The 25,924-nt window shown below is 52.9% G+C and carries 25 protein-coding genes; 23 read left to right on the plus strand and 2 right to left on the minus strand.

The features are described 5' to 3' along the window. Positions 1-72 precede the first annotated feature (72 nt). The 8 genes from BV908_RS22135 to BV908_RS08915 all read left to right on the plus strand — a co-directional run bounded on the left by BV908_RS22135 (position 73) and on the right by BV908_RS08915 (position 8,156). On the plus strand, positions 73-1,008 hold the full coding sequence (locus tag BV908_RS22135) for a hypothetical protein (protein ID WP_146052233.1): 936 nt from the start codon (positions 73-75) through the stop codon (positions 1,006-1,008). A gap of 70 nt (positions 1,009-1,078) precedes the next feature. Continuing rightward, positions 1,079-1,990, plus strand: coding sequence for a hypothetical protein (locus tag BV908_RS08885; RefSeq protein ID WP_146052234.1), 912 nt, complete (start codon positions 1,079-1,081; stop codon positions 1,988-1,990). A gap of 518 nt (positions 1,991-2,508) precedes the next feature. Beyond that, positions 2,509-3,186 carry a hypothetical protein gene (locus tag BV908_RS22140; protein WP_146052235.1) on the plus strand — a complete coding sequence of 226 codons (678 nt, stop codon included), beginning with the start codon at positions 2,509-2,511 and terminating at the stop codon, positions 3,184-3,186. 2 nt (positions 3,187-3,188) lie between these two features. Next, the gene (locus BV908_RS08895) at positions 3,189-3,551 is read left to right on the plus strand and encodes a polymer-forming cytoskeletal protein (protein WP_103737888.1); all 363 of its coding nucleotides are present in this window, start codon (positions 3,189-3,191) and stop codon (positions 3,549-3,551) included. Positions 3,552-3,562: 11 nt separating this feature from the next. Beyond that, a complete protein-coding gene (locus tag BV908_RS08900) occupies positions 3,563-4,075 on the plus strand; it encodes a hypothetical protein (RefSeq protein ID WP_103737889.1) in 513 nt (170 codons plus the stop codon). Beyond that, positions 4,050-5,279: a hypothetical protein gene (locus tag BV908_RS08905; RefSeq protein ID WP_172751370.1), complete on the plus strand. Its 1,230-nt coding sequence runs from the start codon at positions 4,050-4,052 to the stop codon at positions 5,277-5,279. Before BV908_RS08900 ends, BV908_RS08905 begins: the two co-directional genes overlap by 26 nt. 109 nt (positions 5,280-5,388) lie before the next feature. Further along, complete coding sequence (locus BV908_RS08910; RefSeq protein WP_103737891.1) at positions 5,389-6,186, plus strand: hypothetical protein; 798 nt, start codon at positions 5,389-5,391, stop codon at positions 6,184-6,186. A gap of 77 nt (positions 6,187-6,263) precedes the next feature. Continuing rightward, positions 6,264-8,156: an ATP-dependent helicase gene (locus BV908_RS08915; RefSeq protein WP_103737892.1), complete on the plus strand. Its 1,893-nt coding sequence runs from the start codon at positions 6,264-6,266 to the stop codon at positions 8,154-8,156. A gap of 565 nt (positions 8,157-8,721) precedes the next feature. Here BV908_RS08915 and BV908_RS08920 read toward each other — a convergent pair. Beyond that, positions 8,722-9,666, minus strand: coding sequence for a hypothetical protein (locus tag BV908_RS08920; protein WP_103737893.1), 945 nt, complete (start codon positions 9,664-9,666; stop codon positions 8,722-8,724). A gap of 201 nt (positions 9,667-9,867) precedes the next feature. Between BV908_RS08920 and BV908_RS08925 the strand changes: the two genes are divergently transcribed. The 13 genes from BV908_RS08925 to BV908_RS08980 all read left to right on the plus strand — a co-directional run bounded on the left by BV908_RS08925 (position 9,868) and on the right by BV908_RS08980 (position 23,962). Beyond that, positions 9,868-11,742, plus strand: a complete 1,875-nt coding sequence (locus BV908_RS08925; RefSeq protein ID WP_172751371.1) for a TraI domain-containing protein — start codon at positions 9,868-9,870, stop codon at positions 11,740-11,742. Then, the gene (traD, locus tag BV908_RS08930) at positions 11,739-13,676 is read left to right on the plus strand and encodes a conjugative transfer system coupling protein TraD (protein WP_103737895.1); all 1,938 of its coding nucleotides are present in this window, start codon (positions 11,739-11,741) and stop codon (positions 13,674-13,676) included. The genes BV908_RS08925 and traD overlap by 4 nt, the downstream gene beginning before the upstream one ends. 10 nt (positions 13,677-13,686) lie before the next feature. After that, positions 13,687-14,277, plus strand: a complete 591-nt coding sequence (locus BV908_RS22145; protein WP_146052237.1) for a hypothetical protein — start codon at positions 13,687-13,689, stop codon at positions 14,275-14,277. Between the two features lie 96 nt (positions 14,278-14,373). Then, on the plus strand, positions 14,374-14,934 hold the full coding sequence (locus BV908_RS08940; RefSeq protein ID WP_172751372.1) for a DUF4400 domain-containing protein: 561 nt from the start codon (positions 14,374-14,376) through the stop codon (positions 14,932-14,934). A gap of 450 nt (positions 14,935-15,384) precedes the next feature. Continuing rightward, positions 15,385-15,528, plus strand: a complete 144-nt coding sequence (locus BV908_RS22425; RefSeq protein ID WP_172751373.1) for a hypothetical protein — start codon at positions 15,385-15,387, stop codon at positions 15,526-15,528. Positions 15,529-15,726: 198 nt separating this feature from the next. Next, complete coding sequence (locus tag BV908_RS08945) at positions 15,727-16,350, plus strand: hypothetical protein (protein WP_146052238.1); 624 nt, start codon at positions 15,727-15,729, stop codon at positions 16,348-16,350. Beyond that, complete coding sequence (locus BV908_RS08950; protein ID WP_103737899.1) at positions 16,331-17,296, plus strand: AAA family ATPase; 966 nt, start codon at positions 16,331-16,333, stop codon at positions 17,294-17,296. The genes BV908_RS08945 and BV908_RS08950 overlap by 20 nt, the downstream gene beginning before the upstream one ends. Positions 17,297-17,298: 2 nt before the next feature. Then, positions 17,299-17,955 carry a hypothetical protein gene (locus tag BV908_RS08955; RefSeq protein ID WP_103737900.1) on the plus strand — a complete coding sequence of 219 codons (657 nt, stop codon included), beginning with the start codon at positions 17,299-17,301 and terminating at the stop codon, positions 17,953-17,955. Positions 17,956-17,957: 2 nt separating this feature from the next. Further along, on the plus strand, positions 17,958-18,809 hold the full coding sequence (locus tag BV908_RS08960) for a hypothetical protein (RefSeq protein WP_103737901.1): 852 nt from the start codon (positions 17,958-17,960) through the stop codon (positions 18,807-18,809). Position 18,810: 1 nt separating this feature from the next. Continuing rightward, a complete protein-coding gene (locus BV908_RS22150; protein WP_146052239.1) occupies positions 18,811-19,404 on the plus strand; it encodes a single-stranded DNA-binding protein in 594 nt (197 codons plus the stop codon). A gap of 192 nt (positions 19,405-19,596) precedes the next feature. Next, positions 19,597-20,811, plus strand: coding sequence for a DUF3150 domain-containing protein (locus tag BV908_RS08970; protein ID WP_172751374.1), 1,215 nt, complete (start codon positions 19,597-19,599; stop codon positions 20,809-20,811). A 12-nt stretch (positions 20,812-20,823) separates the two neighbouring features. Beyond that, the gene (locus tag BV908_RS08975) at positions 20,824-22,713 is read left to right on the plus strand and encodes a vWA domain-containing protein (protein ID WP_172751375.1); all 1,890 of its coding nucleotides are present in this window, start codon (positions 20,824-20,826) and stop codon (positions 22,711-22,713) included. A gap of 205 nt (positions 22,714-22,918) precedes the next feature. Then, complete coding sequence (locus BV908_RS08980) at positions 22,919-23,962, plus strand: toprim domain-containing protein (RefSeq protein ID WP_172751376.1); 1,044 nt, start codon at positions 22,919-22,921, stop codon at positions 23,960-23,962. A gap of 25 nt (positions 23,963-23,987) precedes the next feature. On the opposite strand, the gene BV908_RS22155 is transcribed toward BV908_RS08980, so the two are convergent. Next, on the minus strand, positions 23,988-24,644 hold the full coding sequence (locus BV908_RS22155) for a hypothetical protein (protein WP_146052240.1): 657 nt from the start codon (positions 24,642-24,644) through the stop codon (positions 23,988-23,990). Positions 24,645-24,747: 103 nt separating this feature from the next. Here BV908_RS22155 and BV908_RS08985 point away from each other — a divergent pair, with 103 nt between their 5' ends. Together BV908_RS08985 and BV908_RS08990 are read left to right on the plus strand one after the other, a co-directional pair. Then, entirely contained in the window at positions 24,748-25,266 is a 519-nt protein-coding gene (locus tag BV908_RS08985; protein ID WP_103737906.1) for a hypothetical protein, read from the plus strand. A 3-nt stretch (positions 25,267-25,269) separates the two neighbouring features. Further along, the gene (locus BV908_RS08990; protein WP_103737907.1) at positions 25,270-25,860 is read left to right on the plus strand and encodes a FlhC family transcriptional regulator; all 591 of its coding nucleotides are present in this window, start codon (positions 25,270-25,272) and stop codon (positions 25,858-25,860) included. Positions 25,861-25,924 lie beyond the last annotated feature (64 nt).

Consider the following 25,924-nt stretch of genomic DNA (forward strand, 5'->3'; position numbering starts at 1 on the left):
CAACCTTGAACTACATACTTGCGCCAAGTCGAAACTCATGTATGGTTTGACAGATTGAAGAAATGTGAGCCTATGCACGAGTACGAAATCAATGAAACCACTTGGAATTCAATTCAACTTGTCAATGCAATAAAGAACAACGACGAAGAGAGCGTTTCCAAACTATTTGAATCAGCATTCTCACCTGAGCGCGCGAGTGAGGTGATTCGCGCAAACTCGACCAACTTCGTGAGCGCAAATGAAGCAGTCAATTCATTTAAGCACTCATTATTCTGGGTCGCTCCCATCATCATCAAAGTAGGCGCTTCAGAAGTTCTACCAGGCACAAACGGCGCCATTGTGCCCTTTGCTTGTCCTAGTTTCCTCCCCGCACTTTCGTCTTTGTTTTCGATTGGCGCCGAAATCCGACATCTCTCGGGGCTTGTGTCCCATTCAGCCATCACGGGTATGAACCCTTGCGAGGTTTATGAAGCCTGCAAGGTATTTGCAGGTAAATCAAAAAACCCGTCATTGAAGTTCAAATATCAAAAGAATGAAACCGGGCCGGGACTTCCAGAGCTGTGCTTCGCCATTGGCACGGCAAGCGGGTTTAACTCAAAACCTGTTGTTAATACAGCGGCGTCCAACAATGCATTCAAGTTTTGCCAGCTTTTTCAGAGTGCGTTGCAGTTCAATATTGGAGCAAAAGCTGTGCAAGCTGATAACGTCCAGTGCATGACACCCATGGAGTTGAGTGAGGGCCTGTACATGGGCATCAAGCGATGGCTCACTGTGATTCATGAAACCCACGTATTTGTTGCTGTAGGACTTGCCTTGGAGAAGGCGGGATGCTACGGATTCAAACTGTACATCCAAGCGAATGAAGACAGCCCTATTGAGTCAATCGAATGGAGTATGAAAACAACTCAGATTGCGGAAGCTCGTATTGCTGAAATCTGCCAGTGGCTGGATGGTGAATGTGCGATCCCATTGGAAATGAAAAGGCGCAAAAAAATGATGCTGCATTAATCGGTAGGCGTCGGCTGTTGGAATTTGACAGGAACATATTCTGTGGTCTCATAGAGGCAAAGGAATCGCTATGCAACATCTCAAGCCCGTAAATGCAGCACCTCCTGTTGGTTTCATTAAGGTGGATGATTCGTCCAAGGGAGAGATTGAAATCGTCTCCCACGTTCACTCCCCGGTAGCCCCAGATTGCCTCGATGATTCGCATGGCTTTGAGCGACATCCTTTGCATGAGACGATCAAGAATGAAACGGGGCAGGGGACTTTGGAGTGGGTGCCCGTTCAATTCCACTTCGAGCGTCCTGAACACAACATTCGCGCACGGTATGAAGGCTGGGCGGATGGCGTTGAGGGGATGCCGGTTTGTACAGGCAATGGCCAGAAAGCGGTGCTCTTGAATGCGGCCAGCGGCGAGCGCCAGGCACGGGTTTGCAAGGGCCCCAAACTGTGCAAGCTGGTCCAGCTGCATGGCGTTAAGTGTTCTTTCCAAGCGCGAGCGGATGTGCTTGTGAATGGCCAGGCGCTTGAGGTGCGCACCAACTCAGAAAACGCCTACTCCGCGATCCTCGCGGCCTTGCGGTACGCAAAGGCCCGGTACGGCAACCTCACGCGCCAGATCTTCAATCTGCAGGCTTGGCAAAAATCAACACGTGGTTCGAAGTTCGAGGCCTTTACCACCTTGACGCTCTTACGCACCAATGCTGTTGATGATGCGGGCAATGACGGCGAGACTGCAGAGCGCATGGATGAGCTTGGCGATGAGATTGCTGAGAACTGGGCACAAGCATTTGAGGTATCTCTTGCTGATGCGCTGCCCGATTCATGTGAGCCACCCTTCGAAATTAGCAGGGTGAAAGAGCAATCCAAAACCAGTGATGTGAAGCGCAGTGAAGCGGTCCTTTTCCCGTTTGGCACTGATGGCGACAACCACATCGCAAGGTTGATCTACAAACAGGCGGCCTCAAGAGCTGAGGCGACCTCCTAGCGAGCATGGATCTGAATAGGTTGATAGTTGGGGAGGGGGCCATCCTTAGCATGGGATACCCACTCTCAACACGCAAAGGCAAGCTACTTCATCCGCTGATTCGTACAGTGGACGCCTTCTCGCGGAACAAGGCCATTGGAAGTGTGGCCCTTCTTGTCGCCGCATTGAGCCTCGGTTACTTCAGTTCCGATAGGTTGGGTTTTTCGATACCCTTGGCCATGAGCAATGCGAACTTGTTGAATGGGCGGGCGGCACCAACAGGTCAAGTTGCTCCAGAGCCGCCTGGTGGCGCACCCCTCGTACAAAGCACTGCTGCGCCCATTCGAGAAAACCCACCACCCGAAGACGCCACATTGGTTCCAGCTGCGGTCTTGGCTGCTGCAACCCCCGCCTCTGGCGCCATTGGTGACACTTCGGCCTCTGTGGCTGCTCCATCGGCTCCTGCTATCCCTGCAATGCCGTCGCCATATGCTGTGCCCGCACACGCAGTAATAGTTCCACCACCTGTGCAGGCCGACTTGGCCAACAACAACACTCGGCCGGCACAGCAAAAAGTGCTGAAGCCCGAAGTGAATGCAGCATCTCCAATCACCGTTCTCGATGTCTCTGCCGGCGAGGAGAAGAAGGAGCCAGCTGCAAAACCTAATGCTCCTCTGGCTTCTCCGGTGAAGCCGGTGGCCGCCATTGCTGAACCACAAACTCAAGGCAAGTCACTTGTTGAAGCGGGTCCAGCGGCCCAAGAGCAGCCGGTTGCACCTCCCTCGGTCCAACTGCCGAAGATGAGTGACGTGCCGAAGGCTAAACCAGAACCCGCCAAGCCCGTCAAACCTGCCAAACCCAAGCCTGCCAGCCGTAAAGAACAGGAACCAAAGGCTGAAGCCCCTCTTGATCGCCCCCTTGAGCAGCCTGAACAGACGAGACAGAGAAAACTCAGCGAGGCCAACGATGAGGGGTTTGCTAAGCCTATTCGCGAGCGCCAAGTAGGAGGTATCGCGCGACAGGAAGTGCCTGCGCAAACTCAGCGAGTCGAGGTTCTGGACATCACACGAAACGCTGTCATCGTGACAAATCCCCGCACGAAACTCCCAGTCATGGTTGGGGTGGGAGATCGACTACCAAATGGCGCCGTGCTTACAAGCGTCAATCCTGCAGGCGGGACGGCGAACACATCGGCTGGTCAGCTGAGAATGGACTAAAGATGGAAAACAACATCGAAATCAACTTCCGAAACGAGAACATCAAAAGTCGAATCCCTGAAGGAAGCTCCATCAATGGGGACTACAAGTGCTCAACGGGCCTATTGGTCGAGGGGGAGCTGAAGGGTGGCTCTTACACCGTCACCAATGGACCTCTGATCGTGATGGAGTCTGGTCGCATCAGTGGGCGCTTGAACGTGCGCGGCGATTTGTACGTCCTCGGTGTTGTGGAGTGCGAGAGCGGAGTTGTTGAGGGGGTAGTGCAGCTTGGAGCAACCGGCAAGATGTACGGCTCACTCAAGGCTGATGCATACAAAGTTCACGCAGGTGGCATCTTGCGTGGCTCTTTTGGGCGCCGAGACTAGAACTGAAAATAGTGAGCCAAGATCGACCAACGCAACAGGACCGGAGGGCCGCACAGCTTCAGGCAAAGCTGTTTGGCTCTAAGTCGGCTTTCACATTCGAAACGGATTGCCTGAAGTCCTCACTGGCCACTGTCGCCGTTGAGGCTGCAACTTGCACAGGCCCCCAAACCTACGACTGGGCCGACAAGCTGACCTTCCAGTTGACCCGCCGCGAGTTGCCTGTTTTCACCGCCATGATGGCGGGATACGGCGGGCCAAACACCCTTGTTGAGTTCTTGGCACACGGGCCTGAGAAAAACAAAAACTTGCGCGTAATGGATCAGGGCGCATCATTGCTCATAAGCCTCAGACAGGGCCAGCGCAACAATGCATTGCGCATGCATCTTGCGGATACCTACCAGGTGCTCTCTTTGTGCATGAAAGCCCTTTCAGATAACGATCCACATCTTGATCAACACACCATCCTTGAATTTTGCCGGCGCTCACTCGTGGTGGCGCATGTTCCTGCAAAGTCGCCAACGTGAACACAGGGCTGCGCGCTTAGGCCTTGTATTCGCCCTAGGCGCTTGCCTGGGTTGGTTGGCCTGGGGTGAAGGACGCACAGCCTTACTCGCGCTGGCAATGCCTATGTGTCTCACTTTGTTGAGCGGTCGCCTTGCTGTCTATTTCTTTGCTGCTGGCTACCACCTCGCCGTATTGCGTGGAGCGGTTGTCTTCATTGGCGGCTGGTTTGACACCATATGGATGGGGCTGCTAGGTTGGACTGTCCTGGGCATTGTTGGTGCGCTGCCTTGGGCGCTTTCATGGTGGGCTCAAGCCGACAGGCCATGGACACGTGTTGCGAGTGTTCTTGCGGGTTTTCTGGTGTCGCTGCTCCCCTTCTTCGCCGTGCTGCAGGGTGGCCATCCGCTTTACGGCTGGGGTTACGCGCTCGAAGGTATGGGTTGGGTTGGCATCATCATCGCGCTGGCCATTACGGGCCATTTCGCTTGGATGCCGAAGGTTGAGCGCATGAGGGTTCTCGCTGTCCTTATTCCTGCCCTTCTGGTGGTTTCCTTCACCCAACAACGCGCGGAGATGCGAGGCGCTGGGCCGGTCCATGCGGTTGCTACACATCTTGGCGCACCACCTTCTAGCGACAGAGAGACCGTTGACCGATACCTGAAGGTAGGGGAGATCATCAAGGGTGTAGGGCGTGGACTAGATGAAGATGGGCTGATATTGCTCTTCCCCGAAACCACGCTTGGAGCCTATGACAGCAGTTTCAGGTTCAACAATCGGATGCTCATGGCCTCCGTTGAGGTTTCCAAGATTGGGGTGGTGATCGGGCGTGAAGTCACACTGGACGATGGCACTCGGCTCAATCAGGCGCTGTATCTGAACCCGAAGGGGGAGGAGCAGATCGTCAACCAGAGCAACCCGGCGCTTCTGTCAATGTGGGCGCCCTGGAAAAAAGATCGATTCACCATTGATTGGGCAAGAGATAACAGGCTCTACCTCGATGGCGGAACCGTCGCACGTGTCCTCATCTGCTATGAGGAGTTCTTGCCATTTATCTTTCTTCGTGATGAATGGCGGGGGGGGCACGATCTGGTGCTGGCCATGTCGAACGCATGGCCAACGGACGACATGACACTTGCCGGGGTTCAAGCCACGCATACAGAAGGCATGGCAAAGCTCTTCGGCCGCAAGGTCGTGCGCGCCGAAAATCGTCCAACAAAAAAATAACTGCGTATCAAGCTGGGAACGCTCCCCGTATAGGTCGTTTGGTGCTGTGTCCAGAAGTGGGCATGGATGGGATAAACAAATTTCCCAAAGTACGACCTAGGAGTGTCACATGAGCGCAGAGAGTTCTATCCTCTTTGAGGATCGCCACCGTAAAGCCTTCAGCGAAGTTTTCGGCAACGACTACATGGATCGCTTTACCGATCCGGTGGCCTTTCGCGAAGTTGAGTTCTACTCACCCCCTGTTTGGCAGGAGTACCGCCAAAACTACAAGGTGCTCTCGCGCAACCTGTTCGCTGAAACCGTCTACCGTCGCCGGCGCGGTTTCAACGAGGAAATCCTGACCAACTACAGCCAGGTCTCCGCGACCAAGCTGGATGCCATTCAGAAGCTGCTCACGGGCAAGCGTGATCGCCTGCGCGAAGTGGTCTCCAACAACGGCCACGATGTCGATGCCGGCTATCTGCACAGCCGCAAGTACCTGGTGCCCATCATCCACAGTCACATGATGCAGTTCCTCAAGATCCTGCAATTGCAGGACGAGGTGCTGCAGCTGACGGGTACGTGTTCGCTGAATGGCCTCATGTCGGCCGAGGAGCGCAAAAAGGAGGAGGTTCAGACCAAGGCCGCTGTGCGCTCCTTCAGCGGCACCATTCGCAACGAGTCGATCAAGATGCGTAAGGAGGCCCAACGCATCCATGCAGAGCAATCGGATGATGTCGAGCTGCAGCAGACAATTCAAGCCCAAAAGGACGCCGAGGCTCACGCAGAAGCCCAGCTTGAGGCGGATCGCCGGGGGATCGAGATCCCGGACAACGCTGACCCCGTGAAAGTCATGGCCGGGCTCTCTGCGTCGAAGGAACAGGCTACCAGCTCCACCGCGCCTGAGCCTGAAGTTGCTGCCGCTTAGTTCAGCGCAACCTCAGCTGACTTTTACTCAACTACTTAAAGACCCGGCTCGGCGAGTCGGGTCTTTTGCTAATTTCTATGGCACTCACGCGTTCACAACAAGCAGCGGTTGACTGGCAAGGTAATCTTGTGATGTTCGCGGGGCCTGGTTCTGGAAAGACGAGCACGAGCATCGAGAAGGTGATGTCGATACTCCAGAATCCCGCCAGCAAAATGCTGATGACCACATTCACTCGCGAAGCCAGCGCGGAGATGCGTCAGCGGTTGGACAAAAGGTTCCAGGCGGGAGGCCTGCCACCACCATCTGAGGACCGCCTGAGAATCAGCACCTTCGATTCACTCACCCTTTGGCACATGAAGCTCATGACCAACGGGCGCATGAAGCTCCTCAGTCCTCAGGCACAGGCACCGAGAATCTGGCAGCTCTGCGCAGAGCTTGGTATCGGGAAGTTCGAAAACCACGCTCCGTGGTTTGATGCATACCAGGCAGTGATTGATCGTGAAGCGCTGATTAAGGAGATCAAAGAAAAATCACCTACCACCCTTGAGCTGATTGAAGCCTACTACGACTGGTTGCGCTCGGGTGGAATGATGGACCTTGCAACGATCAAGCGGACAGTGGCCATCCAAATGCGCGATGGGAACATGGAGCTTCTGCCTTTCACTCACATGCTTGTCGATGAGGGCCAAGACTGCGATGAACTCCAGATTCAAATAGCCATCACACAGGCTCAAAACGGCTGCACAACAACGCTGGTTGGGGATGATGACCAGACCATCTATGACTGGCGCTCAGCTGCCGGATACAAGGGGATGATCAAGTTCCGGGATGAGACATCTGCAGAGGTTGTCCGCCTCGCTGAGAACTTCCGGAGCCATGAAGAAATCGTCCGCCACGCAACTCAGTTGATCAGGTTCAACAACCCGGATCGAATAGAAAAAAATCAGGTGGCAGTAAAGGGGGCAGGGGGGTATGTCAAGGTCTCATCTTTTGGGACCATCGTGGAGCAGGCCAAATGGGCTTGTGGTCACATTGCGGAAAACCTTGCTCCGCCATACTCATGCGCCATCCTTTCCAGAACCAACATAAATCTTGATGCGGCCGAGGCTGCGTGCAAAGAGTACGGTCTTCCCTACCACCGCCAGGGATCATCGCTATGGGACCGAGAGGACATATCTGCCTACACGGCAATGATGACCTTCTGGATGTCTGGGGGGGCTGACATGTTGTCCCAAACGATGGGGCTACTCGGGTTTGACCGGGGAACTGTGAACGGTCTGCTGTCACAGCTACAAACGACCCAACTGGCATTTAGGCGTGGACATGTGCCAGATATTCCCGGAGCTTCGAATGCTGAAGTTTTTGTCCTTGAGGAAATGTCGCGTGCTTTTGGAAAGTGGCGCCAGGAGGCAAAGGAGGCATCATCGATCTACAGGCCCGGCGCGAGCCATGATGCTTACGAGTTGATCATTCGAGAGTCGGTTGCCATTTTCCCGACCTGGTACTCAACGCTTGGTGCCAACGCAAAAAGGAATGGTGACGACCACCCCAAAGTCACTCGGCTGAAGTCGGGGCTGGAGCATGTGGAGAGTGCCTTGTTGCGCATTTCTGGGCACCTGAAAAGCAGGATTAGGCTCCTCAGGACGAAGAAAAAGGAGGAGTTCGAGGAGGGACAGATCCGGCTGCTAACGATGCATGGTAGTAAAGGCCTGGAGTGGGATAACGTCTACATCATTGGAGCTGACGAACGTGACGATGACAGCACTCTAACCACAGGACCAGCTGAAAGACGAGTGATGTTCGTGGGCATGACCCGTGCACGTGCCCAGTTGAATATAGCCTTCTCGGGCAAGATGCCGATCTTCATGAAGGAGGCGGGGTTCAGGTTTGAAGACGTTCAAATCGAACCACCCATCGTGCCGTCGCCGCTCATGGCCCAAGCAGAGGCCAACGATGATTTTTTCGAATAACGCCTGCACGATCTGTAAATCCATCCGTCTAGCTGAGATCAGAGCCTGGCCATCGGCCCAAAGAAAAAGGGGAGCAGTATTACCTGCTCCCCTTTTTTTTGAATTCGTGCGTTGCCGGTGTGACAGCTTCCTCATTTGCGTATTACGCGCAGAATCGGAGTGCTGATCAGTGTGCCGGCGAAAACACACAGAGAAAAAATAAGAAATTCCATGATGCCGCTCCTTGGAAGTGAAGATCTCCCGCAGAGTGCACACATGACACCAAGATGCCAGTGGCACCCGCAGGCTAAAGAACACCATCTCGGAATCCTTTAGCCTGCGGGCGCCACAGTAGAGAGCACGCTTTGCAGCGTACTAATTTGAAACACGTGCCAGGTCGCCCATGACACGTGATATCAAATCAAAAAATGAAGCTCATGCGAATGCTGTCAGGGACAACATTCTCAGGAACGAGCGCAGACAGAGCCTACGCGATTAAGGGGTGACACACGGTCACAATCTCGCCACTAGGACGAAGTTCTATCCATGATACATGAGGATGCGCCTAGGCACATCCTCATGATCATTAAGGCCGAAACTCAGGAGGGAAATAATCAATCAAGCACTCATCGGGTATCGAATTGGCCACGGCCAATGCATACTCTTTGAGCCCGGTTTCCCCAGCCTGTTTGATTTCTTCGCCCTCCACGACTCCCAGCTCCTTCGCGATGCGGCTTATGCCGGCCTGATCAAGTTGTTCGAGAAACGTCTTCTGCATGGGGAAATACCGTCCCAAAGGGACTTGCAGAGCCTTCAGCAGTTCACGCACCTGTTCAAGTGGTGCCTCGTCAACTAGATTGACCGCAATCTCCTGCAGGCCTTCTGTAAGCACTGCGGGGTCTTCCATCGCGTTTGCCATCTCCAGCGCTTTTGCAGGGCTGACTTTGCACTTGAAGACTGACTCGCCAAAGTCACTTGTTGTCTTCCAGCCGCCAGCAAGCATGCACAGGAGTAGGACGCGGTTAAGGCCACGATCTGCCTCCAGTACGAACCGCTTCAGGCCGTTGCGCCACAGCTTCTCGCGAGTGTCGTCAAAGGATTTGGTCCTCGCGGGAGACAGGTTCTTTTCAATTTTCCTGTTGCCGTTGACGGCGCCACTTTCGCAATGCTTGATGAGGTTGCAATCGCCGTTTGTGCAAAGCCCTGGGGCAATGTGAATCGGAAAAACCTTCGATGACAGCAAAGAGTTGTGGATGCAGCTTTTGCAGGCCGCTTCCCTTTTCTGAGATGCCGGAAGGTCTTCAAGTCGCAGTGCTTTGGACTCAATGCTGGCGCGCAGCTCGTCTATACCGACGGCGTAGTCAAGCGTCTGGATTGCGTGGATGGCCTCAGTCTGCTTTTCTTTGGAAAGCACAGCCAGTAGCTGCGCAAGCTCCAAGGAAATCCGATTTTGACTGATGGCTTCGAGGACGCCGCGAGCAGCGAACTTCTCGACAAGACCAAGAAGGTCATTGGATTCAAGAGGGATCATTGTGGCTCCAAAAAAAAAGGAGCCACTCCAATTGGGGTGGCCCCAACTGGGTGAGAAAGGCTCGCAAGAGCGAGGGCAAGCATCTGCTTGTGTGCAAAGTTTACCAGTCAGAGCTATTAATTGCACAGAAAAATTGCGCATACGACCGTTAGCGGCAGTTATGCGGCAATGAAAAAAATAGAAGGGAAGCAAGAATGGCGTATGTCATTCTTCCGTAGGCTCTTCTCGTCTAAGGCATCCGCAGCAGCCGGATCGACTCAGCCCAACTCTGGGGCGGTGATTGAGTCACCAAGGGTGGTGAGTCAAGTCCAATATCCCCCTGTCGATGGCGGCTTGCCGTTGGCATCGGTGGAAGAACTGATGGAAGGCCAAGCGGATCTCATTGCAAGAGTGCGCATCAATGCTGCCATTCCACACAAAGCCTTCGAGGACCGATACATCGTTCCCATTCAAAACCTTGCCAGCTACATCCTCAACCTTCCTGCAACACAGGATCGAGAATATGGCGGGCCTGGTGGGCTGTTTCGAGCCGCGCTGGATCTGGCGTTTCTGAGCTTCCAAGCTGCAGATGGCCGCATCTTCACCGGCATGTTGGGCGTTGAGGACCGGCACAAGCTTGAAACCCGTTGGCGCTACATCTGCTTTGCAGCTGGACTTCTCTGGCCAGTAGGCAAAACCATCGAATCTATTCGCGTTCAGGGCAATGGCTCAATTTGGCCAGCGCGCAAGCAGGGCTTGGGGTTTTGGAGCAAGGAAGCCCAGGTTTCCCAGGTGTTTCTCACATGGCCCCGTGGAACTCTGGAGCCTGGTCCGAGCGTCAATGGGAGCGCTCTCGCGGTGAACATACTTGGGGATAAGGCCATTGAGTGGCTGGAGCAAGGCTCCCCGCAGATGATGACCGCTCTCATCGAAGTTTCAGCCGGCATTCGAAAAGAGTTCAACTCGATTGCTTACGATGTGATCGCTTCCATGTGGAAGAAGGCACTGACGCTAGAACAAGCGCGCATGCCAAGTAACTATGGCCGGGTGAAGTACGGCCAACATCTTGCGCCTTACATCATTGACGCACTTCGCAGTCTTTTGAGGGAGGGCGCCTGGTCGATCAATCGGTCACCTTTGCACGTCGATTCAACCGGAATCTACCTGCAATGGCCGACAGCCGCCCAGGACATCCTGCGCCAGCTCGCATCAAAAGGCATTGCGCAAACACCAGAGAGCCCTGAAGCCCTGATGACGATGATGGCCGATGAAGATCTCATCAAGATCGATCAATTGGGTGGAGCATTCAATGACATTACAGATGCTGATGGTGTCATTACAAGCGCCCTAAAACTTCTGAAGCCCAATATCGTTATCCCTGATTACGACCCGCGAGAGTACGCAAAGGCAAGTCCTGCCGAGACATCAAAGGTTCAAACAGATTCCAAGGCCGCAAAGCAGGGGAGCACTGAAACCAAGGGCGCACCAGTCCATGCTGAACAGTCTGCGCCAACTCAGTCCGAGGTCACGGCCTCCGCGCCCAAGGCAAGTAGTGATGAAGTCCTGGCCCCCCCACCGCCAGCAGCCGATCCGCTGGCGGCGACTATTGGAATGTCTGTGGATGCACCTTCGATTGATCAAGAAGAAGCTGCACAGCCGTCCAATAGCGAGCCAGGTGAATCTCAGCTGGTAGTGACCAAGGCTGCTACTCAAGAAGAGGCATCCAAGAAGGCGAATCCACCCCAGCAGACCTACAAGGATATTCTCCCGCATGCAGTAATCAAGTCGATTAACGATGGTCTTGTATCCGGCCAGCTCGTAAAACTAATTGATAAGCTCAAAACAGACGCCTATAAAGATAGGCTTCTTTATTCCGAAAAATATATTGCAGTCCCTTGGGACTCCTTTGATGGGATTACGCTCAATCCGGCAAGTTTTCTTTCAAAACTTGGCGATGCAGGTTATTTGCATGCGGACCCTAAGGCAAGAGGGAAAAAGATGCATGAACTACCAGTATCGCCGAATAGCACGGTCAAAGACAAATACTATTTACTCGCGCGAATCCTAACGGACAAACTGGGCCTGACAGATAAATGAGCATCGAATATAGAACTTACCTCCGCCCAATATACGAAGCGAAAGCAGCGGCAGCGTGGATCATTTCCTCGTTTTGGTGTCTGGCTATTGGTGCAATCTTCAATATTGGGTACACAGCCGGCGTGTCACTGGTTGTCTTGTGCCTCGGTATGGGCTTGTGGCGGGGGTACAAGGGCCGCGAGCTTGTAGAGCGGAAACTTGCTCTTGTTGGGTCAAGCGTTGAGATCCTTCCTGTGCGGAATCTGCTCGCGTCTATGCCCGCCATTGGCAACAATCTTTGGCTTGGCCGGGGCTGGAGATGGGAGCCTCGCCACACGGCTATCGCGTACGAGCTGAGCAAGCACGATACCGAGAAGATTTACCCGGAGCCTTGGGTCACTAAGTTGCTTGGCATGAAGCACAAACCCGCCGATATGCGGGGCCTGCAATGGGTGCATGGCCTGGAACCCAAGGCCAATGAGAAGGATGTTCTTTCTCCCATGGATGCCCTCAAAGGGCACTGCGCAATCATCGCGACCACTGGTGCAATCAAGACAAGGTTGGCAGCACTTATCTTGACCCAGCTGATCGCCAAGGGTGACACGGTGATCGTTATCGACCCCAAAGGGGACGCGGAACTGCGCGAGATCTGCCGTCTGGCTTGTGAACACATCGGCCAGCCTGAGAAGTTCATGATGCTGCACCCCGCTTTTGCTTCGGAATCCATTCGCCTGGATCTGCTCAAAAACTGGGATCGGGTTTCACAGGTTGCATCCCGAATTTCACTTGTTCTTGGCAGCACCAATGACGATTCTTTCACTGGCTTCTGCTGGAATGCGGTCCACCGGATCACAAGTGCCATGAAGTACATCGGCATGCGCGTGAACCTGGTCACCTTGAAAAACTCCATGGAAAGCCGATCCGCTACAGAGCGAATCGCCTACAAAGTCTTGAAGAAGTTTTTCACAGAAGAGGCCCCCCAGTTGATAGACAGGGTGGAGCAGGCCATGAATTCTGGAGGGGCTGCGGGCGGGAGACCAAAGAAAGGTGACATCGAAACCAGCATTCCTGAGCTGACGGCAATGATCAAGGTCTATTACGCCGAGGTTCCAGAAACCAAGGCTGAGGCGGTAAAGGCCGGCTTGCCGATGAAGAGCGATGACATCAATGGTCTCCTTTCTATCGTCATGACATCCCAGGAATGGTTCGGAAAGATGATCACAAGCATCTTGCCGATGCTCACAAAGCTGACGACGGATGATTTGAAGGGCCTGCTCTCGCCTGACTATGAGGATGCTGAGGACAAGCGCCCGATCATGGACATGAAGCGCATCATCAGCGGCGGACATGTCCTCTACATCGGAACCGACGCTTTGGCTGACCCATCTGTGGGGAAGGCACTTGCCGCAATGACTATTGCCGATATGGCATCTGTTGCGGCTGAGATCTTCAACTACGGCATGGAGGGAGAGGACGGCGGCGAACGCCGCCGAGTGCACCTGCTGGTAGATGAGTGGGGCGACGTGATGTGCGAGCCACTGGTGCAGCAGGCGAATAAAGGACGTGGCGCAAACATATTCATCTGGGCGCTGGGTCAAACATTCTCCGACTTGGTTGTGGCCTTCGGTAATGATCAGGCATCTGCCAAACGATTTATGGGGAACATGAATAATCTGATTGTTGGTGCCATCCAAGATCTAGAAACGGCAGAGATGATTGCCGAGAAATTCGGTAAAACATCAATATCGGTAATGGCTGAAAACAAGGGCACCGGCAGCAAGACTGAGGATACTGGTCTTGAGTATTCAGCATCGGGCACGCGCTCTATCAGTGATAAAGAAGTTCCCAAGGTTTCAGTGGAGATTCTTCAAGGGTTGCCGGATCTGCAATACCTGGCACTTGTGAATCGCACTATGGCTTATAAGGGGAGAATCCCAGTGGTGACAATGGGTTGAGGTGACTGTAGTGACGAGTAACATTATTGAATTTGGAGGCCATCAAGTGCTGCGTGCAAAAATTGGTGATCTCCAACTTATTGAAGAATGCACTTACCGACCATCGGTTCGAATTGAGTCCCTTCTTTCACGCAGTAAGTCGGCAGGTGATCTAAACAATCACCTGAACGCATACCCGATATTTCAAGGTGCATGCATTGCCGTGAACAATGCCATTGGATCGACGTTAGGAATAAGTGGTAATAGCCCAATTCTCGTTGAGGCCATGGACTCGGCTGTCAGCGCTGCCATTGCTTACCAACGTGAAGTTGGGGGCAGCACAAGTCAGATCCAATCACTGCTTGCCAATGAACTTTGTGAGCGTGTCTCAAAAATTGCTGAATTCGACCTCATTGGCTTGGATTCGTCGGGCGAGTTGACCCGGTGGGATCTCCGTTACCAGACCTTCGATGATTGGGCCCGCAAGCTACAGCGTCACTGCTTCGTCCGCACCGCGAGTGAATATCGTGGAGTATCTCGCCGGCTGGGTTTCAAGATTCGGTTGATGGCGGTGGCGCTTGATGACGTTGCCTTGGGCATGGCGCTTCAAAGAAGGATCTGAGAGGAAGCTATGTCTATTCAGACACACATACGTTTTTGGCTGATCCTCTTCCTCGTGAGTCTTTGCGTGAATCCGTTCTTGAGACGTGGCGACACAATGAATGAGTTCATCCAAGAAGAGCTGCGGATTACAGAGAACGCTCTTGGACCAAGGTGGACAACTATGTTGCTTGGCCAGGCTGATGTGCTCTTCAAGGATACCCCCGTCAACCTTGCAGTTCGCGTGGCCGAGAAGGGGGTCTACTCAAAAAAGGAACAGGAGAAGTTTGACCTCTTCGGCCCGCAGTCCGGATCAGGTGGTTTGCTCTTCAAGGCGATGAACAGCGTTTTCACGGGTTTCATTCAATCGTTCTATGTGGTTTGCATTCGATTGCTGATTGTCCTGAGCTGGTTCGCCTTGCTGGTGCCAGTAATCGCTGCTGCTGTCTATGACGGCTACACGCAGCGAGTCATCAAGTCCTACAACTTCGGGAGCATTCGGCCAGCAACCTTCTCGTTGATGCTGTGGTTCGTTATGCCGATGTTGTTTGCCCCGTTGTTCTATCTCTCCGCACCTTTGAACATCAATCCCGCCATAGTCCCGGTTTGGGTCTGTATTGCGCTCATACCTCTGTCTATTCTGATTGCCAACTCACAGCCTCTTTTTGGCAAGAGATAGCCCTTGTGGCGCGGGAAAGCTATGCTATGATGGTCGCATCGCACGGTTAAAACTCTGCGGTCCTGCGGCAGAGACAGGCTTAAATATCTCAGCCCCTACAGCCAAAACCCGATGTGACGGCATCGGGCCGCGCCAAAAGCGCAAACAACCTTGCACAAACAGATGCAAGGGGTAGCAGCACATGGACTTGCTATCCCTTGCCATCTTCTGCCCTCCGGGTCAAAATTCAAGCGCTCTCAAAGTCACTTTGAGCTTTTGAATTTTCGCCCAGCGCGAAATCCGTGGCCTGTCCACGCCCTTATATGCCAAGCATCCGCTTGCGCTTCGCTTCAAAAGTTTGCGCTCAATTGCGCGCTCACTTCCGACCCTAGTCGGATCATCGGCCCATTCTTCTGGGCATTTCCCTCAATCTTGGCGAATTAATTTCGTCTATTCCACTTGGAGTTCATCATGAAACTGATGGGTATTGTGTTTGCCGTTCTCGTTGCTATCACTGGCTTCTCTGCAATGGCCAATGACAGCGCTTCCCCCGCTGTCCAAAAAGTCCAGTCGCGCCAAGCTGCGATTGATGCCGCAGTCAATGCGGCTCAATAATTAGCCTGCATCCACCCTTCGGGGTGGATGCTTGGTTAATTTTCTAGGGTGATAACCAAAGTTTAGATTGAGATAAATTTTGGTTTTCGCCTTGTGCGGAAAAAGTGGTTTATCCACACCTTTATATGGGCAGGTCTTTCTTGCTCATCCATCAATGCCATGTCTCGCAAGAGGCATGGCTTTTTTTTGGAGCAAATCATGGAAAAAGCCATGTTCGAGCGTAAAAGCTCGATTCTTCAAATGGATCTATTCAGTTCCATTTGGAGTGATGAAGCGCCAATCGAAACTAAGCCTCGACCCGAAAGGGAGGAGGTCGAAATCACTGGTCTTGTTGAGGGTCACGGTATTCAGAGCGCCTTGGCGGTCTTGGAGCAACCGCTGATCCAATCAGCTAACGATGTGGCAACGATTGTTGAAGGCGACTTGGAAGAGATTCCAGGGACTGCCGCAGATGATTGCGCTGCTGAAACCGAGTCGAATGGTACGGAGAACTGGAATGATCACGATCACGACATTCTCCACGAGGCGCTGCTTAACTGGCACCTCTCACAGTTGACTGGCCACCACAATGTCAAAGGGAAACTTGAGGCATTGCAGTGGATTTACCAACCTGATGTGTACGAAGTGAAGGTCTCCCGTCTTTCCAACGGGAAGCTTCATGTCAAGCGCATTTACGCGAGTCAAATCCCATTCACATTCCAAGCCTGTTGCATTCGAACTGGCTACAACGGAGAAGCACTCCAGTATGGAATTGAGCATGCCATGCGCAAAGCTGGCATCGCGGATTTGATTGAACGTTTCGATGAAATTCAAGAGGTCTGAAATGGCGACTTTTGTTCCTAGCAAGAAAATCAGCATGGGGGAGTCTTTCGGCATCCCCGCTCTCAACCAGGTTGAGATCATGATTGGCGAATCTGGCGGCGCTAATGTTCCCCCGGTCGAGGAGTATTCCTTCGACAAAGATCGTCTCGGCGAGTTCTTCGTTTTCTGGCTCTCGGGCCTGAAGGCGCTGAAGTTGAAGGGCGATCCTGCAGCCGGGAAAACGTCGCTTGTCAGCCAGTGGCACGCCCGCCTCAACTGGCCGTTGTATAGCTTGTCTTGCAACGACCGGACTACGGCAGATGACTTGATTGGTCAGTTCATCCCGCAAGGCGATGGCACCTTCAAGTTCTTCTATGGTGTAGTGGCGCGTGCGGCCATGGAAGGCGTGAGTGTGTTGCTCGATGAGGGTAATGCGCTTGAGCCCAATGCAATGCTCGCATTGCACATGCTCATGGAGGGCTACCCTGTGTACGTCCCCCAGACAGGCGAAACCATCTATCCGCAACCGAACTTCCGGGTTTTCTTCACCGAAAACTGTCTGGCAAGTAAGTTGGCTGTGGCCGGCAGGCATCTTCACGACGCATCTACGGATGACCGTTTCATGGAGATGAATGTTGACTACCTCAAGCCGGAAGTGGAGATCCAGGTTGTGAAGCGGCACCTGACCAAGGTGGGGATGCCGGCAGATCAGCAGGAAATGGTTGCGGACGTGATGGTCAAAATGGCCAACCGCATTCGCAGCCTTTACCACGTTGATGGCAGTACGGTCATCAAACCGATGTCAACGCGTGTGCTGAAACGCTGGGCCGTCCTCGCATGGGGGTTTCGTGGCGTCTCGAAACGCAATGAAGATCCGATGCTCTTTTCCCTGCAACGCGCCTTCGGTGGTCTTACACCGGAGATGTGGGCAGAGGTCAAGGCTGAGTACAGCAAGATCGCAGGCTGAACATGCTCAAGCTCTATACCGTTTACCAAAACGGAAAAAGGGCTTGCGGCGTGAGTGTTTTTGGAGCAATCCGCCATATCGTCCACACGTTGGATGGGAGGGTGGAGAGCGCCAAAGACATTGCACTCGAAGCTCTTGGAACCCACATCGGTGACCTTCTTCGTCAGGGCTATAAGCCGGTACTCGATGTGGCGTTTCTTTCTGAGAAGTCAGGGTTCCAAACAAGGCACCCCGACTTTGATGCTTGCGACGGGAAATACACCGTCTACTGCAAACCCTCTGATATCGCGCAAGCGGTCAAGGAGATCGAAACACTGGCCTCGGCCATGTCGTTTCAACAACCGCAACGAAAGGCTCTCATGGACTGGCTTCGAACCCAGGATATGAACTCAGAGTTTGTTGTTGCGGATAAAGCGGAACCAGTTTTCGCAATTCTTCTGGCAGAGGTGGCTACTCGTAATGGGTGGGCACTTCACTCGTCCAGTGACGGCATTCCCGCCGTAGTTCCATCAGCCGACATCCAAAGTTGGTTCCGATGGTTATCAATCCCGCAGGAAAAGATGCTTACTCTGAAATCGGCTTTGGCCATGAAATCGGGAGGCACCTTGAATGCTGATGCGTCGGTTCATGACCCTGCATCATTCTTCTTTTTAGGATAAAAATGATTCTGAAAGCAATTCTCGGACTGTTCGGTGGATACGCCGAAAATAAGGTCGCACAGTACGAGCGAGCCAAAGGGATGGCAAAAGCAGGCGTTGGAGCAACCGAGGTGAACCGTGAGGAATACCTTTCGGCCAAGCTCAAGCCAGGCCAAGCTGTTTATACGGTAGCTTCTCCTGTGAAGGAAATCACGCCCTCAGACTTCGTTGCAACCATGAAAATCATGGCGGCAAAAGATGTCGAACTTGGCACCATGATTCTCTACCTGTACAAGCGGGAGGGTGTCGTGAAGCGGGTTTTCAAGATCCGCGACAACCAGGTGAAAGAGTTGCTCCGGGCGAAGAAGCCGCGCTACTACATGACCAACTTGACATGGGATAAGGACGACACAAACCTTGTTGCTGCAAAGCGCAAGAGCTGTGAAGACCTCGAACGTCTACTGACTCTCTGCTCTGTAAAGCCTAAGCCTGAAAAGGTCCAAGCTGCGACTGCGGAGACGTTGGAAAAGACGCCCAAAGAAACCGTGATCAAGAAGGTGGAGACGGTAGTAGCGGCATCGGAATTGCGTGATGCTGTCGCCCGCCAAGCGAAAGGGGAAACCCAAATCGGTGTTGTGGCAGAGATGGGCATGGTTGACCGCTCTGGAAGGAGCGGGACATATCGGTCCTTTTGCCTCAAGATCGATAGCAACGGTACGATCAAGCCATCCTATGGTGTTGAACTGGAACGCGAAGCGCGAGAGCGCAACGTGCGAGCCGGTGACACGATTAAACTCGTGTTCATGGGTACAGAGAAAACACTGAATGGCCACAAGAACTTGTACCGCATCGAAGTGTTGAAGAAAGGAGCCTGAGATGAGCATCAAGGTCATTGCTGAAGGCTTCATTCCTGAACAGCCGCCATTGATCCAAGTAGGGCTAACTGTCAAATGTGAATTTGACGTGTGCGCCAAACGAAGTGTCAAGAACCGGCAAACGGGAGCTTTTGAAGAGGTTCAGGAATATGCAACGTTCATTGCCTGGGGCGAGGAGGCTGAAAAGCTTTCCGACACTCTGGTGCCTGGACGTGAAGTCTCGGCGATTGGCATTCAAGAAACCAGTCGCTGGATCGATTCCGCTACTCAACAAAAGCGAAGCCGCAAAGTCTTTAAGCTGATCCACCTGGAGATCAAGCGTCGCGCCCCTGCTCAACAGGGGCAAGATAAGCAAGACCCCGGCCGAGCTGCTCCGCGTAATCAAAACCGCAACTATCAGCACCGCGACAACCCCCAGTCGAGGCAACCTGAAGGGCATTACGACGATGGTTACGATGACGGCAACCCCGAACCCCTAGTTCGGCAACCTCCTCGTCAAGAGCCGCGCCAGCAACGGTCGCGTGCTCCTGACCAGGCAGGTAAACCAGAAGCGACTGGGCAATCCCAGCAATCACGCTTCGGAGTCATTTACTGACTTCTAAACAAGACCCCAGGCCCCAGCGCCTGGGTTTTTTTTTCGCCTGCGAGATTGACTTCGCAAGTCACTGTGGCAAAATGTTTCGCAGATCGCGTAACACGCAGTCTGTGGCTTTTATAGCCATCCTTCAACCCACACGGGCATTCAAGCCCGATGGGTCTTGGTGCCCCTTCTCCTAGGAGTGTCACCATGACCCAAAATGCTTCCACCACTATCGACGGCCAAATCGTTGTCGTCGCTCCCGAGTTTCACCTTTGGAGTGGTCGTCGCGCTATCAAGGCCGACAAGCTCTCTGCCCTGAATCCTCAGGGTATCAACCTTCCTCCTGCTGGCCTGGCCTCCCTTGGCTCTGTCAAGCTAGTCGATCCCGACAAGCTGAAGCCCTTCGATAAGCTCAAAGACGAAACACATCGTCTTCTTGCTTCGAATGGCATCAAGCTTTTCGGCGGCTATGCCATTCACGTTGACGAGTTCAACGATGTGTTCAAGAAGCTGCAAGGCATTCAAGCGCACTTCGATACTCTGAAAGCGGATCTCCTGATCACACTCGATGCCAGCATCCAGAAATGGGTGACTGACTGGGTGAGCAGCAACCCAGGCAATCAGCATCTCCTTCAGAACCTGCCGACAGCACAGGCGGTTTTTGGGAAGATGAGCTTCGACTTTCACAGCTTCAGAATCGCCCCTCCGTCATCGGACGAAGCGCAGGATGAAGCCGGAAACGACTACCGCACCAAGCTGCAAGGCCTGCGTGGTGAGTTGTACCGCGAAGCTGCACGTGAAGCGTCTATCTTGATGAGCCAATACCTCGTCAACGAAAACGGCAATGCGCGTGACTACATCACCCAGAAGACTCTGCGCCCGGTAAAGCGGATCGCAGATCGTCTTCGTCAGTTCACCTTCGTGGACATGGCGGCAGGCTCCCTGGCAGATGTCATCGACTGGACCATGAAACAAGTGCCCCCCGAGGGCCGCGTGGATGGCCCTGCACTGATGGCCGTCTGGAACATGGCGCGTCTTCTTTCCAACCCGGAAGAAGCAGCACGCCTGGGCCAAATTGCCTCGCAAAGTGGTGCTGATAGTGCCTGGAGCATCTTCGAAGCGTCTACCCAGGCGCAAGCAGAGGTCCAGGCAGAGGTTGTGGAGGTCAAGCCCGAAACAGCAACTACCAGTCTCATGGAATTCGCTGACCGCGTTGACTCGCTCAACCAGGCCTTCGTGGAGACCGTGCAACCGACGAACACTGACCAAGCCCAGCAGCTGCAGGACATCGCGACTTCCCCTGTGGAGATCGTGGTCAAGCAAAAGCCGGATGAAGTCTATGTTCATCAATCCGAGGCCCCTAAGGCATCGGTTATTCAACCCTCGCCCCTCGCATCCACCGCAATGGGGCTCCTGTTCTAAGGAGTGATGGCCATGATCAACTACACGTTGATCGAGGCTATGGTTTCCCCCGGACTCAGGCGTAAGCCTGAGTTCGTTTGGGGGGCCGAAGCCAACGATCCCAAGACCATCATTGGTCATATGGCAGAAGGCAAGGCGGTACTTCCGCATTTGTCTGGCGAGCCAACTCGTCTGAGCGAAGAAATTGGCCTGGCGTTCATCGTCGGGAACACCTTCGACAGAAGCCGTAAATCCTGCTGGCCGACCTCTGAGCTTCAACGTGTCGCAACCATTGCGATGCAGATGGGTTACGAAGTCGCAGCCCTTCAGGAGTATCTACCTCACACTGCTCAGTACCTCACCTCCTACATGGAGAGGGTGCGAGACGCGGAAGTGAGCAACGCTCAGTTGCGCAGCATTCAATCTCTGTGCATGTCGGCGGTTCTCGCTGCAAATCTCCAAGCGAACGAGCATCGCGAAAGTGACTTGTTCAAGCTCGCGGCCGAAATTCTCGATGGCTACATCCAGGAGCCTGCCCATCAAGCCAAGGTCAATCAGATCATGGCAATGGCTGTAAGTGGTGAGTGCATTGCACGCACCACAGAAGACTTTGCGAGGATCGCAGAGTCGTTGTTTGAAGCTCAAGGAAAAAACTTTGAGCCTGAAGACGATGACGAGCACGACCAACAGCAGGGTAGCGATTCTGACCAGGGCAAAGGGAAACCAGAAACCAAGCCACAAAACGGCCCGGCTGAAGACAGCATGGACGGATCTGACGAATCTGTTTCTTCCTCCCAAGCTGGCGAGGCGGGACAGGCGGAAGGCGCAGATGAACAGGAAGGCCTGGGGCAACAGCAAGCAGACCCCCAAGGGAATGATGGAGCAGTCGATAAGACAGCCAACCAACAGGACCAGGGTAACGAAAGCTCTGCCGAAGCTCAGCAAGGTAGCCAGACGCAGCAGACAGGCGGCTCTTCGCAAGAAAAGTCTCAATCTGCAGGCGGATCTGATCCTGATGACAAGCCTGAAGAGGGTCAAGAGCAGACAGATCGTTCATCGCAACATGCGGCGGAGGAGATGAAAGCCGATTCTCAACAAGCTTGTGACGGCGAAGCTCAACCGGAAGGCGATGCAAGTCAGTCTGATGACCCTGTGGCTTTTGTTTTCGGTAATGGGGCTGGTGGGGTCAACGACGGGCAGTTTGAGGGCAAACCTCAAAATGACCTTGATACCTACATCAATGGGCGACTTGTAACGGCAATCGTGAAAACCTTCCAGAACACACGAGTTCGTGATACGGGGTATCGCTCAAGTGGGGGAAGGCTGGATGTGCGCCGCGCAATGCGTATCCCTCAGGGTGAAACGAAGGTTTTCAAGACCAGGCAAGTAACCCAAGGGATGGAAATGGCAATGACGGTGCTGGTGGATCGCTCGGGAAGCATGAAGAAGTGCTTGCAAGAAGTCTGCAAAACAGCCTTGTCCTTTGCCATAGGCTTGAGCCGAATAACCAATACCAAAACGAGAGTTGCCGCTTTCCCTGCAGCGGGTCTGGGTGCAACAACGATGGTGCTGGAGTACGGTGAAAACCATAAACACGCCCGGCAGCGTCTTGAGAGGATTAGCGCTGGCGGCTCTACGCCATTGGCACAGGCAATCATTGCTGAGGCACAAGTTCTCCTACAGCGTAAGGAGCGCCGCAAGGTAATTACTGTGCTGACGGATGGAAAGCCCGACGATGGCCACCAGGTTCTTGCTGCTATCCGATGGGCAAAGAAAGAAGGGATTGAAGTCGTGGGTATTGGGTTTGGTGATGCCCACAACATCCATAACTGGATTGAGCACTCCACGTACGCTCAAAGTTTGTCCCAACTACCTAATGCAATCGAAAAGATCTTTGAAGAGAAGATCTTGAAGGCTGCATAACAAAACAGCTGCATTCACCCTACGGGGTGAGTGCGGTTTCTAAAGCATGTTGTTGTTTTAGAAACCGAAAACAGTTGAAGATGAGGCCCTAAGGTGTTAGAGTTAGCACATTAGCTCACAGCTAATGTCTTGGCATACTGCCAACCTTTATCACCCACAGGGGCAATGCCCCATGGGCATGGCCTCATCTTTTATAGGAGAGGCCATGTTCTACGAGTACGATGAAAAGACTAATCGTCTAATCATCAAAGACTGGGGAAAGCTTCTTATTGCAGATGGATTTGATTCCAGTTTGTTCAATAAGAAGCACCAGGACTGCCCCATCTGTGGGGCAGTAAAAGGGTTCCGAGCTGGCTACATTGGAAACGATAGCTGGCGTTGGGTCTGCAAGGGATGCACATCTTCGAAGTACGAAAGTGCTTATGAATTCATGTGCAAACACTACGGATTCACATCGGCAACTCAGCTCTTCAAACACATCTACCAGCAAACTCTTTCCAACGAGGTTGCGGTCAAAAAGGCGCTCGCCGCGCCTAAGCGAGTGGAAGAAAACAGCGCCGAGAGGATTGAAAAATCACTTCGGGCCACTGCCTTCCTTTGGGGTAAGAGCAGACAAGTACGCGAGAACGATCCGGTATGGAAGTACCTGAATCGTCGCGTTCCTGGACTGACTCAGATTCCTTCGGATATCCACTACACGAAGGCCCAATACTGGGAAACTGATTCGTCTGATCGGCCGCAGCACCTTGCCGACTACGACGCAATGGTGCTCCGAGGCTATTCGCCGCAAGGACAGTTGGTGCAGATGCACACAACCTACCTGACGGAAGATGGCCAGAAGGCGCCGGTTGAGAACGTGAAGAAAACCCGTCCAGGCTGTGGTTTCGGCAGCTATGCATTTCGTATTGGCATGCCGCGAGATGGTGTTCTCGGCCTTAGCGAAGGGATTGAAACTGCCCTTGCCGCAAGTGTCTTGTATGACATGACCGTTTGGCCATGCCACTCGTCATCTGTTCTTCAGAACTTTGAAGTCCCTGACGATATGAAGACTGAGATACGTCAGATCATTATTTTTGCTGATAACGACAGATCAAAAATAAGAGATGGTGTTCGAAACACCGGGCTACTTGCTGCCAATGCGCTTGCCAAGCGCCTGCGGATGCAAGGCTACCGTGTTCGGATAATGATGACAGCAAAAGTTGGGGATTTTAATGATCACCTGAACAATGTTGCCTCAGTTCCATTCTGATGTAGATTCATAGTTCCCGCCAACTTTACGTTGGCGGGACACTATGAAATGGGTTCCCATTGAGGGTGAGTAGCACTCGATGAAAGGAGGCGCGGGGTGAATCAGGCCGCTTGAGTTTGTCCATTGGAAACGAGATTTGGTTGTCATTCTCGTGTACAAATTTCAAAGCGTTGCTTTTCTCGCGGATAAACCAGCCCGGCGATATGTTGCCGTTGTTGATGTAGAGGTGAAGGTGCTCCGTGTCCGGTTTCTTTATCTGACTTGTTTCAAAGATAACGATATCGGTTGCTGATAGATCGCACTTCAGTGAGAGACCCGTAAACCAGGACAGTTGGCATTCATTGGGAATGTCTACAACGTGTTTTGGTACGTAGAAGGAGAGTTGTTCGTGTGTGTAGACGTGTTTTGCAATAAAAGGAGCAACGGATTTTTTTTCTGAGAAAAACAGAAAGAAGTCGTGGAGTGGAATGCTTAATTTATTGCAAAGGTCGGATACCTCTTTGAGGGTCATTTCCTCGGCTCGCGACAACAGGTGTAAGCAACGGGCTTCGTCATAGTCGGCTGCTATGGCCATGGAGCGAGCCATTGCATTCGCGTCAGGAGGGAAGCCCTTCTGCAACAACAGTCGCCGAAGGAAGTAACTCTTGTAAGGACGTAAGCCACCAGTAAGCTTAGTAACCATGGGGAAAATTTAACGAAATTGACAATTCGTTACCAATAAGTAATATTACGAACATTCGCTAAAAGTGATTTTATATTTGGGATGTGGTATGTATGTATGCAGCGTGAGAGAGGAGAACATAAGTCTCCTCAGGCAGCGTTGGCAGATCGCCAAAAGTGGGTTGCCTGTATCCAATGAGAAAGCTGAAGTCGAGCTTGCAGAAATATTGCAAGCGTTGACAGAGCGTGAGGTGGAGCGAGCCGGGGACGTGGAATTCCCTCTGTTCAAGCCATCCATGACTGATGGCGGGATGGACGCCCTTGTCGAGATGGTATCGACAAGTGACTTTTTGGGCAATTGCTCGGGCACTGAGCGGGCGATTCAAAAAATGAATGAAGAACATTTTTTGAATCGTTGGCGGATGTGCCAGGCAGGCGGCACCAGGGAAGAGATCTTCCTTGGGATGCCTGCGGCCACCATCGCTTGGTTCCAAAAGTGCAGCTTCGCTCATATCAGAGCAATCATCAAGTACGTTGGAAATCTGACGACTCTAGCTGTGAACCCCAAGTATGTTTACATGGCCGGGAAGGGGTTACATCTATCGGAGAGGTCGCGTCGTTCCATGTTGATACTGATGAGTTGAGCTATGAAAGTCAATAAGCTGATTCAGCAGATCAATGCTGGCTACCAGGAAAACGACTTGCTCACTGCGCTCATCATCCTGGGCTGCAAGTACCCCATCCTGTCACGCCTAGGGATGGTGCCGGGGCTGACTGACCGTGTAGTCAGCAAGTTCATATCCAACGTGCTGATCAAAGCGTATGGCGACCCGAAGATCTTTCCACGAGTGCACTCGAAACGGTCGAACAATTCCACGTTCGTCAAGTCACCGGAAGACCGCTATCACGCTTCCCTGATCTATTCCATCTCCAAGCGCTTTGACCTGGTTGAGAAAGTCACTTCCAACACCTACGTGGAAGCATTGATTGCTGTCTACCAGCAGTACCTAGACATCACAGGCCAGCAAGCACCAGAGGCCTTGCTGAGCTTCAATGACATGTTCGAGATCATCAACGGGGTGGTGGTTGGTGACGTATGCGTGGTGCATTGCAAAAATTGCTCAGCAAAGACTGTCTTCAACATCAAAAACAGCAAGCCTGGATGCATCTCGTGCCAAGTGCATATGCATCCAGCTTTTGATACGAAATATATAGAGCGACAGAAGCTCCATGCCTAAGAGACAGCCCACAGCAAAGTGGGCTTTTTTATTTGTGATCTAAGGGCGAGCTATCGACCTATTA

The sequence above is a fragment of the Diaphorobacter sp. LR2014-1 genome (assembly GCF_002916785.1).
GTDB lineage: Bacteria > Pseudomonadota > Gammaproteobacteria > Burkholderiales > Burkholderiaceae_C > Diaphorobacter > Diaphorobacter nitroreducens.

Excerpts from the sequence above, each read along its gene's own strand:
- BV908_RS22135 (WP_146052233.1), top strand. The coding sequence starts at position 73 with ATGCACGAGTACGAAATCAATGAAACCACTTGGAATTCAATTCAACTT.
- BV908_RS08885 (WP_146052234.1), top strand. The coding sequence starts at position 1,079 with ATGCAACATCTCAAGCCCGTAAATGCAGCACCTCCTGTTGGTTTCATT.
- BV908_RS08895 (WP_103737888.1), top strand. The coding sequence starts at position 3,189 with ATGGAAAACAACATCGAAATCAACTTCCGAAACGAGAACATCAAAAGT.
- BV908_RS08905 (WP_172751370.1), top strand. The coding sequence starts at position 4,050 with ATGTTCCTGCAAAGTCGCCAACGTGAACACAGGGCTGCGCGCTTAGGC.
- BV908_RS08910 (WP_103737891.1), top strand. The coding sequence starts at position 5,389 with ATGAGCGCAGAGAGTTCTATCCTCTTTGAGGATCGCCACCGTAAAGCC.
- BV908_RS08915 (WP_103737892.1), top strand. The coding sequence starts at position 6,264 with ATGGCACTCACGCGTTCACAACAAGCAGCGGTTGACTGGCAAGGTAAT.
- BV908_RS08920 (WP_103737893.1), bottom strand. The coding sequence starts at position 9,666 with ATGATCCCTCTTGAATCCAATGACCTTCTTGGTCTTGTCGAGAAGTTC.
- BV908_RS08925 (WP_172751371.1), top strand. The coding sequence starts at position 9,868 with ATGTCATTCTTCCGTAGGCTCTTCTCGTCTAAGGCATCCGCAGCAGCC.
- traD (WP_103737895.1), top strand. The coding sequence starts at position 11,739 with ATGAGCATCGAATATAGAACTTACCTCCGCCCAATATACGAAGCGAAA.
- BV908_RS08940 (WP_172751372.1), top strand. The coding sequence starts at position 14,374 with ATGAATGAGTTCATCCAAGAAGAGCTGCGGATTACAGAGAACGCTCTT.
- BV908_RS22425 (WP_172751373.1), top strand. The coding sequence starts at position 15,385 with ATGAAACTGATGGGTATTGTGTTTGCCGTTCTCGTTGCTATCACTGGC.
- BV908_RS08945 (WP_146052238.1), top strand. The coding sequence starts at position 15,727 with ATGGAAAAAGCCATGTTCGAGCGTAAAAGCTCGATTCTTCAAATGGAT.
- BV908_RS08950 (WP_103737899.1), top strand. The coding sequence starts at position 16,331 with ATGAAATTCAAGAGGTCTGAAATGGCGACTTTTGTTCCTAGCAAGAAA.
- BV908_RS08955 (WP_103737900.1), top strand. The coding sequence starts at position 17,299 with ATGCTCAAGCTCTATACCGTTTACCAAAACGGAAAAAGGGCTTGCGGC.
- BV908_RS08960 (WP_103737901.1), top strand. The coding sequence starts at position 17,958 with ATGATTCTGAAAGCAATTCTCGGACTGTTCGGTGGATACGCCGAAAAT.
- BV908_RS22150 (WP_146052239.1), top strand. The coding sequence starts at position 18,811 with ATGAGCATCAAGGTCATTGCTGAAGGCTTCATTCCTGAACAGCCGCCA.
- BV908_RS08970 (WP_172751374.1), top strand. The coding sequence starts at position 19,597 with ATGACCCAAAATGCTTCCACCACTATCGACGGCCAAATCGTTGTCGTC.
- BV908_RS08975 (WP_172751375.1), top strand. The coding sequence starts at position 20,824 with ATGATCAACTACACGTTGATCGAGGCTATGGTTTCCCCCGGACTCAGG.
- BV908_RS08980 (WP_172751376.1), top strand. The coding sequence starts at position 22,919 with ATGTTCTACGAGTACGATGAAAAGACTAATCGTCTAATCATCAAAGAC.
- BV908_RS22155 (WP_146052240.1), bottom strand. The coding sequence starts at position 24,644 with ATGGTTACTAAGCTTACTGGTGGCTTACGTCCTTACAAGAGTTACTTC.
- BV908_RS08990 (WP_103737907.1), top strand. The coding sequence starts at position 25,270 with ATGAAAGTCAATAAGCTGATTCAGCAGATCAATGCTGGCTACCAGGAA.